Here is a 17183-nt window from a genome sequence, read left to right as displayed (position 1 = left end):
ACCTCATTGCGCCAGCGCCAGCACCTGCAGGGCGGCGCGCGATGGCAGGAAGAAGTAGCCGCCACCACGCATCGTGACGAAGTCCTGCATGCCTGCAGGCCGACGCGCCGGACAACCGGGAATGCTCAGACCGCGGGCGCCTCTGCCGAGCAGCGCGTCGGACTCGTCGCGCAGCGCTTCGAACGAGGAATTGAGAATCCAGCGTTGCTGCACGAATTCGAACTGCCGCTCGATGTCGACATTGACGCACATGAACATGAGGCCTTGCCGGCCCTGCGGCGTGCGATACGAGCGCCCGACCCGCAACAGCCGGTGCGTCTGCACCGCGGCCGCCGTTTCGGCCGCGCCCAGCGCCAGTCCGTCGCGCGGATTGGCGCGACGGATGTGCGCGCCGATGGGACAGCGCATGCCCGCCGGATCTTCCTGGCCATAGAGGAAGGCGTTGTCCGGCTCGACCCGCTTGTGTTTGTGGGGCGGCCACCAGCCACCCGCGGGCCGCTCCGGATAGCGCAGCAGCGAGCTGCCATCGCGCCAGCGCCCGACCAGCTTGGCGGCCAGCCACTCGCGGCGCTCGCGCAGGGACAAAGGGACATCGTTGCCGCGCAGGCCTGGCGCCTGCGCTTCTATCCAGGCGTTGAACGCATCGACGTGCTGCTCCAGTTCGCGCACCACCAGGAAGGTGCCGTTGTGGCCGAAGTCGCGAGGCGCCGACGCGCCCGGCGCCGGCTTGAACAAGGGTCTCTGCCGCGACGGGTCGACGCCCGCGTCGCCCAGATGATGTCCGGGATCGCGCGAAGCATGCAGGGTCGAACTGGGCCCACAGCGGCCGAGTTCGTCGCGGTAGCCCAGTACGATCTCGCCGGGGGCGATCACGTCGCGCGGCGCGACGGTCTCGGCCCGGCGCGTGCCGCGCATCGCAGGCTGCGACACGCCGTCGACGAAGCCGAAGGCTTCCACCGCCCGGCCGCTGGACGGCAGTGGAAGAAATTCCTGAAACAGCACTTCCGCGTGGCCGCGCAGGTCAGCCGACAGGCGCAGTGCCTCCAACTGCAGCGCAAGGCCCGCCGGGTCGTCGGCAAAAAGCATGACGACCACGTCGACGGCCCGTTCGCCAAGACCCCAGCGCCAGTGCTGCGGCGCCTGCCCCTGGACATCGCCGTTGGCGCGCGCGCGCTCGGGTGCCGCCATGCCCTGCTGGTACGCCACCGGGAAGGTCGACAGATCCTCTGCATCGTGCAGCCCGAGCCGTCGCAGGCCGGTCGCCGACAGGCCGATGGCCAGCGCCTGCCGCCGCTTGGGTTCCTCGCCATAACTCACCAGCGGCTGCATGTCGCGCAACCAGGCACGGCCGCGCCAGGAATCGCCATGCAGGCGAAAGCCCGCGACACAGGCGTGCCGCAGCCTGGACAGCCCGCCGAAGGCCAGGGCCGGAATCTCGTCGGCATCGAGCGGCTGAGGCGCCCCCGATATCGAGCCGAAGCAGGCCAGCCAATCGCGCGCGTCCTGAGCGGTCGAGGCATTCGCCAGCCCCTGCCGGATCGCCGCATTGGCGCGGATCCGATCGGTCGTGAGCCACCGATAGGCGCTGTACCAGAAATGCACGGGCCGCTGCTGGCGCCGCGCCCACCGCACGAGCCGGTCGCGATCCGCGGCGCCCTCGTCGAACAGGTCGAGCGTGCGGGGAAAGCCCAGGCAATTGCTCCAGATCGAAGTCACGCCCTTGGCGCCCGCGGTGTTGATGACGAAATCGCCCACGTAGCCCTGCCAGGTGCCGTCGTAGTTCGACAGGAACACCAACTGGTTGGTACCCGGCACCACGAGCCAGCGCGCGAAGTGGATGACCCGGTTGCCCCCCAGGAAGCCCGGCCGGCAGAAGTAGCCGACCAGCCCCACCGAAAAGAAGGCGAGGCGCAGCGCACTGCGGCGCAGCAGGCCAGCCTGCACGCCGGAAACCGAGAACAGCAGGTTCTGCACCGCGTGGCTCTCGTGCCTCATCACCGTCTCGACTTCCTGCGATCCGGGCTCGTGGTCTTCGGGTGTGTTGGCCAGTTCCAGGCGGCGCAGGCGGATCACGACGGCGGCAGCCACCAGCGCCGCCACGGCGCCCACGAGCAGCAGCGCGTCGATCGTCGACATGAAGCGCGCGGCCGCCCACCAGAGCGCGACTCCCAGCAGCACAACGGGCCATGCGATTGCCACCAGGGCATCGGCCGCGATCTTGGTGACGGTGCGCAGCGCCGGCAAAGGATCAAAGGGGCGGGCCGGGATGGCATCGCCGAAGAAGCCGGTGACATAGGGCGTGATCCCGCTGTCGGGCGCGCCCTCGAGACAGTCGGCCGACTCGGGCTCGAAGGCCCACTTGAAGTGGCCCTCGCGCCACAGGCGATTGCGGGCCACCTCGAGGCGCGCATAGGGCGCCAGGGCGTGCGGCAGGCCTTGCAGGATCGCAGCCAGTCGGCGCGCCAACGCGTCTTCCATGCGGATGCGCCGCACGCTCATGCCAGGCGTACCGGCAAATTCGAGGCCCAGCGTCTCCCACCACGCCTGGCCGATCGACCGGGCGTGGCCGCGCAACAGTTCCTCCAGCGACGGCGGCGCCGGCAGCTGGGCGCTTCCAAGAACCGCCAACATCGGCGCGCGCAGGTCTGCGGCGATCGCGCCGATGGCCTCGTCGCGCGTGCCGTCGGCCGATGCTTCGAGCAGCAGGTGCGCGGGGTGGCTCGCCGGCCCCGGCACGACCAGCAGGCTCATGAAATGCACGATGCCGCGCTTGCCCAGCGCGCGCCGGACGGCCGCGTTCGGCGGGTTCCCGAGCTTTGCATCGATGCAGGCTTCCACCGCGGCTGTCAGCGCAGATTCGAAGGGGATCAGGATGGTGATGAAGGCCTGCTTCATGACGCGGCTCACACGACGAGCAAGTGCTCCGGAAAAAGACCAAGGCGGCGCATGCGCCCGTCGGCGCCAGGCGCGCGCCGCACCGGACCGCGCAGCAGCAAGGGCTTGAACGCCTGCGTGATCTGCGCCTGCGCGATGTACTTGCCGACGCACCAGTGGCGGGCGTGGCCGAACAGCAGCGAGTCCGCGGGGTCGCGCGCCGGATCGAAGTGCAGCGGCCGGCGCACGCTGTGCGGGTCCAGCATGGCGGACTGGGTGCTGGCCAGGATCAGTGTCCCTGGACGGATCGTCCTTTCGCGCCGCGTGCCGCGCGCGAGCACGTAGCTGTCGTGGCAACGTCGCCAGGGACCGGGGTTGAGTGGCCAAAAGCGCATTGCCTCGAACAGGCAACGTGCCAGCTGGTCGTCGTCTCCGCCGGCTGCGGCGGCGCGGGCCTGCTCCATGGCGTCGGGCTGGGATAGCAGCACTTCGAGAATGTGCCCGGCCGCTACGGCGTTGGTCGGCACCGAGCCGGTGACCATGCCCATCATGATCGCCCGCATGGTGAGCCAGGACATGTCGCGCTCGTCGGCGATATGGCGCTTGGCGAGCCTCACCATCACGTTGTCCGGATGCGCGTCGGCAGGCTCCGACTCCAGGTAGCGGATGGTGGCGTCGATGGCGATGTCGATCACCAGCGCAATCCGGGCGGCCCCCGCTTTCGCGGTGTCCAGCGCGCGCTCGCGCTCGAACGGGGGCCCGAACAGCAGGCCGCTGACCGCCACGGTCCACTGGTAGAAGGCGCCGCGTTGATCGGGCCGGACCGGCACGCCCAGGTACTGCTCGCAGGTGTCGATGAACACGTCGACGAACAGCGTCTGGATTGCATCCAGCGGTCGCCCGGCAGCGCCCTCGACGATGGCGCGCGCATGCGCGGCCGCGCGCGGCACCACCAGCCGCGCCACGTCGTCGCGCCGGAAGGAGCGCATGACGTCGTGCAGTCCCTCGCGATACAGCGAAGCCTCGATCGGATCGCGCGTATCGAGGCCGAGGATGAAGGGCGTTCCCGGCAGCTCGCCATCGTTGAGCAGGCATACATCGTCGCCCCAGGGTACGGTGAAGACCTTGTCCTTCGCCAGGACTTCGCGCACGTCGTCATCGCGCGTCAGCAGCACCCATCCGCGCCAGACCGGCAGTGGCAGGTCGGCCAGGCAGCGCCGCAGAAATTGCAGCACGCGGCCACGCTTGGGCGACGGCTGGATGCTCAGGTAGCGCCAGCCGAAGATCTTCACGGCCGGCAGGAAGCGGCGCAACAACCGGTAGGCCCAGGGGGGCGGGTTGGCAAATAGGTACGCGAGCAGAGCCCGCAGGCAGCGAAGGCGCAGCGTCTGGACGTCGAAATCATCGCGCTGCGCACGCCGCCAGGACTCTTCGAGGCGGCGCGCACGGTCCATGTTCAGCCTAGCGCAGCGTTTCAAGCAACGTGCGCACGCGCACCACGTCTGGCAATGCGGATTGGCCGGCCAAGCGCTGGCAGACCGGTTCGAGGAGCTCCAGCGCGCCCGCCCGGTCGCCGTCCTGGACATGCAGCTGCGCCAGGTCATGGACCGTTCGCAGTTGCCACAGGCCGGCGCTCTGGCGATCCGCGACATCGCGGGCCTGCCGCAGATGTTCGATCGCACCAGCCCGATCACCGCGCTCGAGCAGCAACTGGCCCTGCAGGCGGTGAACCTCCGCCTCGTCCCAGAACTGGCGCGTTGCCTGCATGACGGCGCGCGCTTCCTCCAGGCTGGCCCAGGCCGCCTCGGCATGGTCCCTGCCGCCGCGCGCGAGCGATTCCGCCGTCATGCGCAGGAAGCCGGAGAGATAGAGGCGGCTGCCGGTGGCGCGATAGGCCTTCATGCCCGAGGCCAGCACCTCGCGCGCTTGCGCATGCTCTCCGAGGGCCGCCAGACACCACCCCTTGAACAGCAGGCCGACGGCGCCGTAGTACGCAATGCCGTGCTCTTCCAGCAGCGGCATCACTTCGTCGAGGCGGCGCAGGCCGGCCTCGGGCGCCTCGATCGTCAGTCCGACGAAGGCCGCGCCGATCAGGGCGTGCGACAGGCTGTAAACCTGGGCCAGCGCGCGTGCCTTTTCCACCGCGCGGGCGCTGCAGCTGCGCGCTTCGTCCAGCTGCCCCATGCACATCAAGGCCCATGACAGGTAGGTCAGCATGACGATCTCGGGATCGTCGACAGTGACCGTTCCGTAGGTGGCGCGCTGCGAAGGCTCATAGAGCTCGAGTCCTCGGCGCAGGAAGGCAACCGCCTCTGCGAAGGCGCCCATCGGGTGATGGGTGACGCCGCAGAAGCGATGGCCCATCAGCAGCCAGACGGGGTCGTCCTCACGCTTTCCTCGCTCGAGCAGCGACAGGGCCTGCTCGCGCGCGCCGAGCATGTCGGCCGTCATCAAGGCGTGGGTCCACAGCCCGTGCAAGACCGACAGAAGCTGCGGCGGGTTGTTCAGTTCGCCACACAGCCTGCGGGCCTGTTCGAAGGTTTCGCGCGTGCCCTGGACCGCGTAGCCCTGGGTCGCGATCTGGGCCTGGCCCTTGGCGATGGTCAGCTGCAGTTCGACCTTCTGGCGCGGCGGCCCATCGGGCAGTTCCCGCACCGCGTCCAGGCCGTGCGCCAGGTAGACCAGCGCCTCCGTCATGGCGGAGCGCCGCATGGCTTGCACGCCGGCCAGCAGCCAGTGCCCCACGGACTTGGCCAGCATGCCGCCTTCGGCGCAGTGGAGCGCCATCTGGTCGGGTTGATTCGACACGCGCTCGGGGAAGTGCTCCTCCAGCACCTGCGCAATGCGCTCGTGCAGCGCACGCCGTCTCTCGCGCACCATGCCGTGATAGGCCACATCGCGCAGCAGCACATGGCGGAAGGCCAAGGCCTCGCCATCCTGGTCGGCCCCGGCGCGCGACAGGATCAGGCTCTCGTCCACCAACTGGGTCAGCGCATGCTCCACGTCCTCGTGCTCGCGATTCGTTGCCAGCGACAGCAGGCGGCGCGGGAATTCACGCCCGATGCATGCGGCAACCTCGGCGATCTCACGCGCGCCGCCCAGCCGATCCAGGCGCGCCTGCAGCGACGCCTGCAATGAGCTCGGGACCGAAGCGCCGGCCGAGCGATCGGCTTCGCACTCGACCACGAAGCGGGTGAGCTCCTCCAGATAGAGCGGTATGCCGTTGCTGCGCGCCAAGATGTCGGCGACCACCTCGCGCGATGGGCTGGCACCGGCGCAGATCCACGTCACCAGCTGCGCGCTGTCGCCTGCGTTCAACGGCGCAAGCGGCAGGCGCACGACCTGCGGCTGCGCGATCCAGGGCGGAGTGAATTCGGGCCGCGCCGTCACCATCAGCAGGATGCGCAGCCTGGCGCAGCGTTCCACCAGGCGTGCCAGCAGTTCGCGCGATGAAAGGTCGCTCCAGTGCGCGTCCTCGAACAGCACCACCAGGGGCACGCGCAGCGAAGAGAACTCCAGCGCGTTGAGCACGGCCTCCATCTGCAGTTCGGCGCGCCGCTGCGGGCCCAATTGAAGAACGGGAAAGCGCCCGGCGGTCGGGACGAGCAGCAATTCGGCGACCAGTTGCAGGTCGCGTTCCGGCGTCCCGGGCAAGGTCCGTTGCAGTTTGATCAGTTTCTCCGCCGGACTGTCGTCCCGCTGGAAGCCGGCCGCCTGCTCCAGCTGCTGGATCCACGGATGCAGCGGCGAGTGCTGCCGATGGGAGGAGCTGGCGCAGCGGATCAGCGTGTGCGACTCGGGGCGCAACCGGTCCAGCATCTGCGCCGCCAGGCGCGACTTGCCGATGCCCGCTTCGCCTTCGATGACGACAACGCGGCCGCGCTCTTGAAGCACCTCACGCCATTGCGCTTCCAGCTGCGCCATAGCCTGGTCGCGCCCCAGCAAGGGAGACAGGGCGCCTTGATGCATGGCATCGAAGCGGCTGCCCACCGGCTGCTGGCCCATGACCCGCCACGTGCGGACCGGCTTGGCAATGCCCTTGAGCACCTGCAGGCCGAGGTCACGCCATTCGAAAAGCTCGCCCGCCAGCCGCCGCGTGGTGTCGCAGACCAGAATTTCGTCGGGCAAGGCCGCTCCCTGAAGGCGGGCCGCAAGATTGGGCGTTGCACCGGCGACGTCGATGTCGATCGGCCGCCCGGTGCCGATGATGTCGCCCACGACCACCAAGCCGCTGGCAACGCCGATGTGCGCGCGCAGCGGCTGGTCCCCCACCCGCAAGGCGCTGACGGCTTCGAGCGCGCGCAGCGAGGCCCGAAGTGCGCGCTCGGCATCGTCCTCGTGCGAATTCGGATAACCGAAGTAGGTGAGCGTGCCGTCGCCCATGTGGCGCGCAACGAATCCGTCGAACTCCGCCATGGCGCCGTCCACCGCGCGGTGGAACTGGGCGATGACGCTGGTGAGGTCTTCGGGATCGAGCCGCTCGGCCAGATCCGTCGACCCGACGACGTCGCAGAACACAAGAGTGATCTGCCGCCGCTCGGTGCCGGACAACGACGTCCTGGCACTTGGCGCGGCCTCGGCCGCAGCGTCTGGCACGCCCGCCCCGCAATTCGAACAGAAGTGCGCGCCCGGCGCGAGCGCCACCCCGCAGCGGCGGCAGGACGTCGCCGGCAGCAATGGCTCGGACACCCTCTTTGGCTGTTCTTCTTGCATCGCATCCTTCCGGCGAAGTGAGTCGACACGCGAACGTGAACGCGAATCAAGAGATGTTGACCTTTGTACTAATAACCGTCAATAAGCCATCTGAAGGATGTAATCAGGCCCAGCATTGAAGCGCCAATTCAACCAATCGCCTGCGCGCGGTGGCTACCGCGCACGCCCCAGGCCCGGGCGCGCAGCGCAATGCTGCCGTCGGCAGCTGTTGGCAAAGCCGCGCGGATGCGTTCGCGCAGGCGCACACGATCGGCCTCGGGCAGCGCCATCACAAAGCCAGGTGCCGGACCCTGGCCGCCCAGGAAGGGCTTCCAGTAGTCGTCGAAATCGCGGAAGGGCGTCGGTACCTCCAGGGCGCGTACCTCGACGTCCGCCAGCCCCGCTTGCGCAAACAGCGAAAGCAGCGGCTCCGGCCGGCACATGGGAAAGCGCCGGCCTTCCGCAACATCGTGCGCAGCCGGGATGAGTTCGAGCGCCGCATCCCAGAAGTAGCGCATCAGCTCCATGCCGTCGGCGTAGTCCCAGACGTAGATCGCCACCGTGCCGCCGGGGCGCACCACACGCGCCATCTCGGCCAGCGCGCGCTCGGGCTGGGGCACGAAGTTGATCACCAGGCCCGACACGGCCACGTCGACGCTGTGCGCGTCGAGTGGCAACGCCTGGGCATCGCCCAGCTCGAAGCGGGCGCGCGCGTCGGGCGTGCAGGCGCGCGCGTAGTCGATGAAGCCGGGCGAGGCATCGATGCCCAGTACCGAGGCCGGGCGCGCCACGTGCAGCACGGCCTGCGCCAGCGCGCCGGTGCCGCAGCCCACATCCAGCCACTGCGCGTGCGAGGGCAGTTGCAGCCAGTCGAGAAACTCCAGCGCCACCTTGCGGCTCCAGCGGCCCACGTAGGGCTCGTAGAGCTCGGCGGCGGCCCAGTTGTCCTTGCGTTCCGGCATGGTGAATCACCTCCTGCATCAAGGAGGGCACGGCCGGCGCCATGCCCCGACGCGCAGCATTGTGCGCGGGTTGACCCGCATTGCATCGGCGGAAGCGGCTCTGTACAAACGTTCATATACATTGATCATTTGTTCACAAGACCCACGAAACCTCGATGGCCAGCGCAAATCGACAGCAGGAGACCGCCAGCCTCGCCGTGCGTGTTGCACGGCTGTACTACTTCCAGTCCATGACCACGGCCGCCATCGCCGAGGAAATGGGCACCTCGCGCGCCACCGTGTCCCGGCTGCTTTCCTACGCCATGGAAAACGGCCTGGTCGAGATCCGCATTCATGACCCGGGGGAGCAGTCGGGCGGCCTCGAGCAATCGATCAAGGCGCGCTTCTCGCTGCAACGGGTACAGGTGGTGCCGGTCGCCGACTCCGCGGGGGCACAGGAGAATTTGCGCCGTGTGGCCGCGCACGCTGCCGCGTACCTGGGCACGCTGGTGCAGCCCGCTTCGGTGCTCGGCCTGGCCTGGGGCACGACCGTGGCCGAGATCGCCAACCACCTGGTGCCAAGGCAGGTGCGCGACGTCGACGTGGTGCAGCTCAACGGATCGGGCACTGGCCACGATTACGTCGACTCCTTCGGCGGATCGCTGGTGTCGCGCTTCGCGCAGAACTTCGGCGCGCGGGCCCACGGCTTTCCGGTGCCGGCCTTCTTCGACTATGCGCAAACCCGCACCGCGCTCTGGCGCGAGCGCAGCATCCGCGCCATCCGAAGCTTGCAGGAAGGCGCGACCATCAACCTGTTTTCCATCGGCGTGAAGGAAAGCGGCAGCTACGTCCACACCAGCGGCTACCTGAGCAAGCAGGAGGCGCAGGCGATCCAGAAGGACGGGGTGGTCGGCGACATCGCCACCGTGTTCTTCCGCGGCGACGGCAGCTGGCGCGACGTGCCGCTGAATGCGCGCAGCAGCGGCCCGGACCTGGACCGCTTTCGCCGTGCGCAGCATTCGATCTGCGTGGTGTCCGGCCAGGGCAAGGTGGCCGGCGTGCGCGCGGCGCTGCACGGCGGCTTCATCAACGAGCTGGTGATCGACGAGCCGGGCGCCCGACTGCTGCTGGCGGACGACGCCGAGGCCGCGCCCGCGGCAGCCGCAAGGAAGGGCCGCGCAAAGGCATGAGCGCAAGTCACACGGCCGCCACAAACGCATGCCCTACTTGGCGCTTTTTGCCGGCGGCGCATGCGTAACGGAACGTTCAGAACAACAAGGCTCATCCCCCGAGACATGACATGACTTCAGTTGCGCTCAAGAGCATCACCAAGAGCTGGGGCAGCACCCACGCCGTGCAGGAGATCGATTTCAGCGTCAGGTCGGGCGACTTCACGGTGCTGCTCGGCCCCTCCGGCTGCGGCAAGTCGACCACCCTGCGCCTGATCGCAGGCCTGGACCAGCCGAGCGCCGGCAGCATCCACATCGGCGAGCGCGACGTCACGCGGCTGTCGCCCTCGCAGCGCCGCATCGCCATGGTGTTCCAGGCCTACGCCCTGTTTCCGCACCTGAGCGTTCGCGAAAACATCCTGTTCGGGCTGCGCGTGCGCAAGGAGCCCAGCCAGCATTTCGAGGCGCGCCTGAAGCGCGTGTCGGAACTGCTGGGCCTGGCCCATCTGCTGGACCGCCGGCCCGGCCAGCTCTCGGGCGGGCAGCAGCAGCGCGTGGCGCTGGGGCGCGCGATCATTGCCGAGACGCCGTTGTGCCTGATGGACGAACCCCTGTCCAACCTCGACGCGCAGCTGCGCCAGGAGATGCGCCGCGAGATCCGCGCGCTCCAGCAGCAGCTGGGCATCACCATGATCTACGTGACGCACGACCAGACCGAGGCCATGAGCATGGCCGACCAGGTCATCCTGCTGCGCAATGGGCGCATCGAGCAGAACGCGCCGCCGGCCGAGCTCTACGCGCAGCCGGCTTCGGAGTTCGCGGCGCGCTTCATCGGCACGCCGCCGATGAACATCCTGCCGCTCGAGCCGACCGCCGCCGGCTTGGCGATTGCCGGCGCGCACGACGTGGCGGTGCTGCCGGGCCGCGGCGGCGAGGCGCTCCACCTCGGCCTGCGGCCCGAGCACATCCGCCTGTCGGCGCACGGCGCGCCGGCCGTGATCCAGACGGTGGAGTACTTCGGCGCCGACACCATCGTCGGCGCATGCATCGGCAACGCGCCGCTGCTGGTGCGCGTGCCCGGCCAGTTGAGCCTGCGAGCCGGCGACGCCATCCGGCTGCAGTGGGACGAGGCACAGCAGTACTTCTTCGATCCGCACAGCGGCCTGCGGCGCCACGTCGACGGCTGCGGCCAGCACACACCTTCTTCCGCTTCCCAATTCAACCCGATCAAGGAGAAATCATGCGCAGAGTCCTGCTGAAGAGCGTCGTCGCACTGGCCGCCAGTGCCGCCCTGGGCGGCGTGCCGGCGCTGGCCGCACCGCCCATCGAGATCAGCCTGTACTACCCGGTGGCGGTGGGCGGCCCCATCACCAAGACCATCGACGCCATGGTGGCCGAGTTCGAGAAGGAGAACCCGGACGTCAAGCTCAGCGCCGTCTACGCCGGCACCTACCAGGACAGCCTGGTCAAGGCACTCACCGCCTTCAAGAGCGGCACGCCGCCGACATTGGCGGTGTTGCTGTCGACCGACCTGTTCACCCTGATCGACGAGAGTGCGATCGTGCCGATCGACGGCCTGGCCGCCACGGCGCAGGACAGGCAGTGGATCGGCGGCTTCTACGACAGCTTCATGCAGAACAGCCAGACCGGCGGCAAGACCTGGGGCATTCCGTTCCAGCGCTCCACCATCGTCATGTACTACAACAAGGCGCTGTTCAAGGAGGCCGGGCTTGATCCGGAAAAGGGCCCCGCCAACTGGGACGAAACCGTCGCCTATGCCAAGAAGCTGACCAAGCTCGACGCCAGCGGCAACGTCACGCAGTGGGGCATCAAGATTCCGTCGACCGGCTTTCCCTACTGGATCTTCCAGGGCATGACCACGCCGAACGACACCATCCTGATGAACACGGCCGGCACCCAGACCTTCTTCGACAAGCCGGGCGCGGTGGAGGCGCTGCAATGGTGGGTCGACCTGTCGGCCAAGCACAAGGTGATGCCCAAGGGCGTGATCGAGTGGGGCACCACGCCCAAGGACTTTCTCGAGCAGAAGGCGGCGATGGTCTGGACCACCACCGGCAACCTGACCAACGTGCGCACCAACGCCAGCTTTCCCTTCGGCGTGAGCATGCTGCCGGCGGCCAAGCATCCGGGCAGCCCGACGGGCGGCGGCAACTTCTACGTCTTCAACAAGACCACGCCGGAGCAGCAGCAGGCCGCCCTCAAGTTCGTGCGCTGGGCCACGGCGCCGCAACGCGCCGCGCAATGGAGCATCGCCACCGGCTACGTCGCCACCCGACCCGACGCCTGGGAGACGCCCGAGATGAAGAAGTACGTGAAGGAAGTGCCCGCCGCGGAAGTGGCGCGCGAGCAGCTCAAGTTCAGCGTGGCCGAGCTGTCCACGCATGACAACCAGCGCGTGACCAAGGCGCTCAACGACAACCTGCAGGCCGCGCTGTCGGGCAGCAAGTCGCCGCAAGATGCGCTGAAGGACGCGCAGCGCGAATCCGACCGCATCCTGCGCAGCTGGCGCCGCTGAGCAGCACGCGGTGGACCGCCTTCCCCGCGCTGCAACGCCCTGGCTGCTGCTGCTGCCGGCGCTGGTGCTGCTGATTTCCTTCACGCACTACCCGGCGGTCGCGACGCTCTGGCACAGCTTCCACTCCACCCCCAAGGGCGCCAACCCGGCGGTCTTCGTCGGGGTGGAGAACTACGCGCTCATGGTCGACGACCCGGTGTTCTGGAAGGCGCTCGCCAACAACCTGTGGTTCGCGCTGGGCACCATCCCGGTCTCGATCGCGCTGGCCATCGCCATGGCGCTGTGGGTCAACGACCGGCTGGCCGGCCGCGGCCTGCTGCGCCTGGCCTACTTCACCCCCACGGTGCTGCCGATGATCGCGGTGGCCAACATCTGGCTGTTCTTCTACACGCCGCAATACGGCCTGCTGGAGCAGCTGACGCTGGCGCTCGGCCTGCCCTCGCAGAACTGGCTGGGCAACCCCGACACGGTGCTGGGCGCCATGATGGCCGTCGCCATCTGGAAAGAAGCCGGCTTCTTCATGATCTTCTACCTGGCGGCACTGCAGCAGATTTCGCCCAGCCTGGGCGAAGCCGCCGGCCTGGAAGGCGCGTCGCGCTGGCAGTACTTCTGGCGCGTGCAGTTTCCGCTGTTGATGCCCACCACGCTGTTCGTGCTGATCAACGCGCTGATCAACGCCTTCCGCCTGGTCGACCACATCGTGGTGATGACCCGGGGCGGGCCGGACAACGCCAGCTCGCTCCTGCTCTTCTACATCTACGAGGTGGGCTTCGGCTTCTGGGATTCGTCCTATGCGGCCGCGCTCACCGTGGTGCTGCTGGCCCTGCTGGCGCTGGTGGCCCTGGTCAAGTTCCGCATCCTGGACCGCAGGACGCACTACCAATGATCCAATGAGCACCCCGCAAGCGATCGACCCCTTCGGCCAGCGCCAGCGCACGCTGGAGACCGCCGCGGCCTGGCTGCTGGGCCTCTTGTGGCTGCTGCCGCTGGTCTATGCCGTCTGGACCGCCTTCCATCCCGCGGCCTTCGCCACCCGTCTGGCGCTCGACGCGCCGCTGACGCTGCAGAACTTCGTCAACGCCTGGCAGGCCGCGCCCTTCGCGCGCTACTTTCTCAACACCTTCCTCCTGGTGACGATGATCCTGGCCGCGCAACTGCTGTTGTCGACCACCGCGGCCTACGCCTTCGCGCGCTTTCGCTTTCGCGGCAGCGACCTGGTGTTCGCGCTGGTGCTGATGCAGCTGATGGTGATGCCCGACATCCTCATCGTGGAGAACTACGCGACGATGAACAAGCTGGGCCTGCGCGACACCATCGTGGCGATCGGCCTACCCTACTTCGCGTCGGCCTTCGGCATCTTCCTGTTGCGCCAGACCTTCAAGTCGGTGCCGCGCGAACTGGACGAGGCGGCCACGATGGAAGGCGCCGGCGTGCTGCAGATCCTGTGGAAGGTCTACGTGCCGCTGGCCAAGCCGGTCTACCTGGCTTTTGCGCTGGTGTCGGTCAGCACGCACTGGAACAACTTCCTGTGGCCGCTGATCGTCACCAACTCGGTCGAGTCGCGCCCGCTCACTGTGGGCCTGCAGGTGTTCTCTTCCACCGACCAGGGGGTGGACTGGTCCATCATCACCGCCGCCACCCTGATGACCTCGGCGCCGCTGCTGCTGGCCTTTCTCTTGTTCCAGCGCCAGTTCGTCCAGTCCTTCATGCGCGCGGGGATCAAATGACCCACCCCCGTATCGGCTCACTTCGTGGTGCCGAGTACCTGACATGAAACTCATAAGCTGGAACATCCAGTGGGCGCGCGGCGTCGACGGCGTGGTCTCGCCCGAGCGCATCGTCGAGCATGCGCGCCGGCTGGGCGACTTCGATGTGCTGTGCCTGCAGGAAGTCGCGGCCAACTTCGCCACGCTGCCCGGAAGCCGGGGCGAAGACCAGTTCGAGGACTTCGCCCGCCTGTTGCCCGGCTTCACGCCGATCGCGGCGCCGGGGGTGGATGTCGCCGGGCCCGGCGGCCGGCGGCGCTTCGGCAACATGCTGCTGTCGCGCTATCCGGTGCTGCGCGTGCTGCGGCGCCAGCTGCCCTGGCCGGTGGAGCCCGGTGCGATCAGCATGCCGCGCGTGCTGCTCGAAGCCACGCTCGACACGCCGATCGGCCCCCTGGTGGTGATGACCACCCATCTCGAATACCACTCGGCGGCGCAGCGGCGCGACCAGATCGAGGCGCTGCGCCACTGGCACGAGGAGAACTGCCTGCGCGCCCTGCGTGGCCAGGTGCGCGACGCCTCGCATTCGCCCTATCACGCCTTTCCCGCCAGCACCCGCACACTGGTCACGGGCGACTTCAACTTCCGCCCCGAGGACCCGCTGCATGCGCGCCTTGGCGCCCCTTTCGACAGCAGCGGCGTGCCGGCCCTGGCCGACGCCTGGCGGCACCTGCACGGCGAGCGCCCCCACCCGCACAGCGCCGGGGTGCACGACCGCGAGCAATGGCCCGAGGCCTTTGCCTGCGACTTCATCTTCGCCAGCGCCGACCTGCTGCCGCAGGTGCGCGCCTTCGAGGTCGATGGCCTGACGCGCGCCTCGGACCATCAACCGCTGCTGCTGGAGCTGACGTGAAGCCCGTTCACCAGCTGCCGGGCGCGCAGGTCGCCACGGTCTTCACCGACATCGACGACACGCTCACCACGGCCGGCAAGCTCGGCGCGCCCGCCTATGCCGCGCTCGAAGCGCTGCAGCGCGCCGGCCTGCGCGTCATTCCGGTGACCGGGCGCCCGGCAGGATGGTGCGACCAGATCGCGCGCCTGTGGCCGGTGGACGCGGTGATCGGCGAGAACGGCGCCTTCTACATGTGGCACGACCACGCCTGCGGGCAGCTGCGCACCCGCCACATCCTCGATGCGCGCGCGCGCGCCGACAACGCGGCCCGCATGGAGCGGGTGCGCGAACGCATCGTGCGCGAGGTACCCGGCTGCGCGCCGGCCTCGGACCAGTTCTGCCGCCAGTACGACCTGGCCATCGACTTTCGCGAGGACGTGGTGCCGCTCCCACGCGCCGACGTGGACCGCATTGCGCGGATCATGGAAGAGGCCGGCATGACGGCGCGCATCAGCTCCATCCACGTCAACGGCTGGTTCGGCAACTACGACAAGCTCAGCATGACGCGCCTCCTGATGGCCGAGCGCTACGGCACCGACCTGCAGGCCGCGGCGCAGCAAGGGCAATGCGTCTTTGCCGGCGACTCGCCCAACGACGCGCCGATGTTCGGCTACTTCCCGCTCTCGGTGGGCGTTGCCAACGTGCTCGAGTTCCGCGACCGCCTGCCCCACATGCCGCGCTACATCACGCGCGAGGCCGGTGGCGCCGGTTTTGCGGAATTGGCCAGCCACTTGCTGTTGTCGGCGCACTCACCGCCGGCTTTTTCTTGATCGATCACAAGACAAAGGAAAGTGCCATGCAGAGCTTCACATTCACGTCTCGCTTGCTGACACGTGTTCTCGCCGCCGGCGCCGTTTGCCTCGGCCTTCTCGGCCACGCGCAGGCCGGCAACTACTGGAACGGCGTCAGCCGCGCCCTGCCGGTCTCGCCGCTGGGCAATATCGTGGCCTTGTCCTGCCACAACTGCTACGGCAACAGCAACGCCGAGACCACGACCGAGGTGGCGCTGGCGCTGGCCCGCGACTTCGACCTGATCGAGCTCGACGTCACCCTGCACGCCAACGGCGTGGCCTACGTGGAGCACACCGACAGCGAAGAGGCGCGCGGCACCTTCGATGCGGCGTTGGCCAACAGCAGCCTGCAGCAGAGCAACCGCCTGCTCTTCCTGGAAATCAAGGAGGCCTACGGCAGCGCGGCCGCGAGCGACACACTGATGCTGGGCGTGCTGCGCTCGATCCGCGACCGCAACTACGCCAGCGCCGGCCGGCCGGCGGTGCTGCGCGCCTTCATGGACCGCCATCAGCACCTGGTGCGCGCCAAGGCGCTGCTGGCGCAAAGCGAGTTCGCCGGCATCCGCGACCACATCCGCTTCCACAACCTGATCCAGACCGACATCCGCAACAACATCCGCGCCACCAAGAACCTGGGCTTTCACGGCGTCGAGCTGGAATACCGCATGCCCAGCCTGTTCGGCGCGCTGATACAGGCCAAGATGCTGGGCCTGGGCGCGGGCGTCTACACCACGCCGGCCAGCATGGGCGAGCTCTACCTGTCGGCCCTGCGCGAGGACGTCGACTTCATCACCTCCGACTACGACCGCGGTGCCAGCCCGGCGGCCACTTCGGCGCGCGCGCTGGTGCAGGAAAGCACCTCGCTCATGTACCTCAACACCGCGCAGCAGGCGGGCTATCCGCTCAGCTATCGGCGCAGCAACGGCACCGCCTACCCGATCGCCCAAGGCAGTGCGACGCCGGCCTTCGAGCTGCTGTCCGTGGCCTCCGACGAGGACCGCGTCGGCGGCAGCATGGCATTTTCGGGCGGGCAGTCCGTGGGCACCTGGGACGCCGACAACGATGCCGCGGGCGGCTTCCTGGTGACGGCGGTGGTGAACTTCGACGACCTGGCCTCCGGCTCCACCGCGGCCATCCTGGCCAAGAGCGATACGGGTGGCTTCGCGCTGGAGCAATACGCCACGCAGCTGCGCTTCGGGGTCTATGTGAACGGCAGCTACAGCTACGCGACGGCGCCCTTGTCGGCCTTCAACGGCACCGACTCCTATTTTCTGGTCGGCGCCTACGATGGCAGCGGCGCGGTACGGCTGTGGGTGAACAACGTCGAGCAGACCGCCTCGGCCTCGATCAGCGGCGGTGTGGGCCAGAACAACAGCCCGGTGGTGATCGGCGCCGATCCACAAGGCGCGACCACGCGGCGCTTCTATTTCAGCGGCAAAATCCAGCAGGCGATGGTGCAGCGCTGGCGCAACCACTGAAGCATGCATGATGCGGGTGTGATTCGCGCCGTGCCGCGCGCCAT

General features: G+C 68.4%; 12 protein-coding genes. 8 read left to right on the top strand and 4 right to left on the bottom strand.

Annotated features, from left to right (window positions below):
- Positions 1-3: 3 nt before the first annotated feature.
- From ACIPRI_RS09560 to ACIPRI_RS09545, 4 genes are all read right to left on the bottom strand, one after another.
- A complete protein-coding gene (locus ACIPRI_RS09560) occupies positions 4-2895 on the bottom strand; it encodes a Dyp-type peroxidase (protein WP_446621198.1) in 2892 nt (963 codons plus the stop codon).
- 8 nt (positions 2896-2903) lie between these two features.
- Positions 2904-4328 (bottom strand): cytochrome P450, encoded by a 1425-nt coding sequence (locus tag ACIPRI_RS09555; RefSeq protein ID WP_446621197.1) that lies wholly within the window; start codon positions 4326-4328, stop codon positions 2904-2906.
- A gap of 7 nt (positions 4329-4335) precedes the next feature.
- The gene (locus ACIPRI_RS09550; RefSeq protein ID WP_446621196.1) at positions 4336-7470 is read right to left on the bottom strand and encodes an AAA family ATPase; all 3135 of its coding nucleotides are present in this window, start codon (positions 7468-7470) and stop codon (positions 4336-4338) included.
- 245 nt (positions 7471-7715) lie between these two features.
- The gene (locus tag ACIPRI_RS09545; RefSeq protein WP_446621195.1) at positions 7716-8528 is read right to left on the bottom strand and encodes a class I SAM-dependent methyltransferase; all 813 of its coding nucleotides are present in this window, start codon (positions 8526-8528) and stop codon (positions 7716-7718) included.
- Positions 8529-8683: 155 nt separating this feature from the next.
- Between ACIPRI_RS09545 and ACIPRI_RS09540 the strand changes: the two genes are divergently transcribed.
- The 8 genes from ACIPRI_RS09540 (at position 8684) to ACIPRI_RS09505 (ending at position 17139) form a co-directional block, all read left to right on the top strand.
- Positions 8684-9697, top strand: a complete 1014-nt coding sequence (locus ACIPRI_RS09540) for a sugar-binding transcriptional regulator (RefSeq protein ID WP_446621194.1) — start codon at positions 8684-8686, stop codon at positions 9695-9697.
- A gap of 110 nt (positions 9698-9807) precedes the next feature.
- Entirely contained in the window at positions 9808-10935 is a 1128-nt protein-coding gene (locus ACIPRI_RS09535; RefSeq protein WP_446621193.1) for an ABC transporter ATP-binding protein, read from the top strand.
- Positions 10917-12212 carry an ABC transporter substrate-binding protein gene (locus ACIPRI_RS09530; protein WP_446621192.1) on the top strand — a complete coding sequence of 432 codons (1296 nt, stop codon included), beginning with the start codon at positions 10917-10919 and terminating at the stop codon, positions 12210-12212. The genes ACIPRI_RS09535 and ACIPRI_RS09530 overlap by 19 nt, the downstream gene beginning before the upstream one ends.
- 10 nt (positions 12213-12222) lie before the next feature.
- On the top strand, positions 12223-13098 hold the full coding sequence (locus ACIPRI_RS09525; protein WP_446621191.1) for a carbohydrate ABC transporter permease: 876 nt from the start codon (positions 12223-12225) through the stop codon (positions 13096-13098).
- 4 nt (positions 13099-13102) lie between these two features.
- Positions 13103-13939, top strand: a complete 837-nt coding sequence (locus ACIPRI_RS09520) for a carbohydrate ABC transporter permease (RefSeq protein WP_446621190.1) — start codon at positions 13103-13105, stop codon at positions 13937-13939.
- Between the two features lie 43 nt (positions 13940-13982).
- A complete protein-coding gene (locus tag ACIPRI_RS09515; RefSeq protein ID WP_446621189.1) occupies positions 13983-14831 on the top strand; it encodes an endonuclease/exonuclease/phosphatase family protein in 849 nt (282 codons plus the stop codon).
- Positions 14828-15640, top strand: a complete 813-nt coding sequence (locus tag ACIPRI_RS09510; RefSeq protein ID WP_446621188.1) for an HAD-IIB family hydrolase — start codon at positions 14828-14830, stop codon at positions 15638-15640. Before ACIPRI_RS09515 ends, ACIPRI_RS09510 begins: the two co-directional genes overlap by 4 nt.
- A 26-nt stretch (positions 15641-15666) precedes the next feature.
- Entirely contained in the window at positions 15667-17139 is a 1473-nt protein-coding gene (locus ACIPRI_RS09505) for a LamG-like jellyroll fold domain-containing protein (RefSeq protein WP_446621187.1), read from the top strand.
- The last annotated feature ends 44 nt before the right edge of the window (positions 17140-17183 follow it).

The organism is Variovorax sp. LARHSF232 (genome assembly GCF_052871435.1).
The sequence above is the reverse complement of the archived record's forward strand: the minus strand, read 5'-3'. Positions and strand labels throughout refer to the sequence as shown.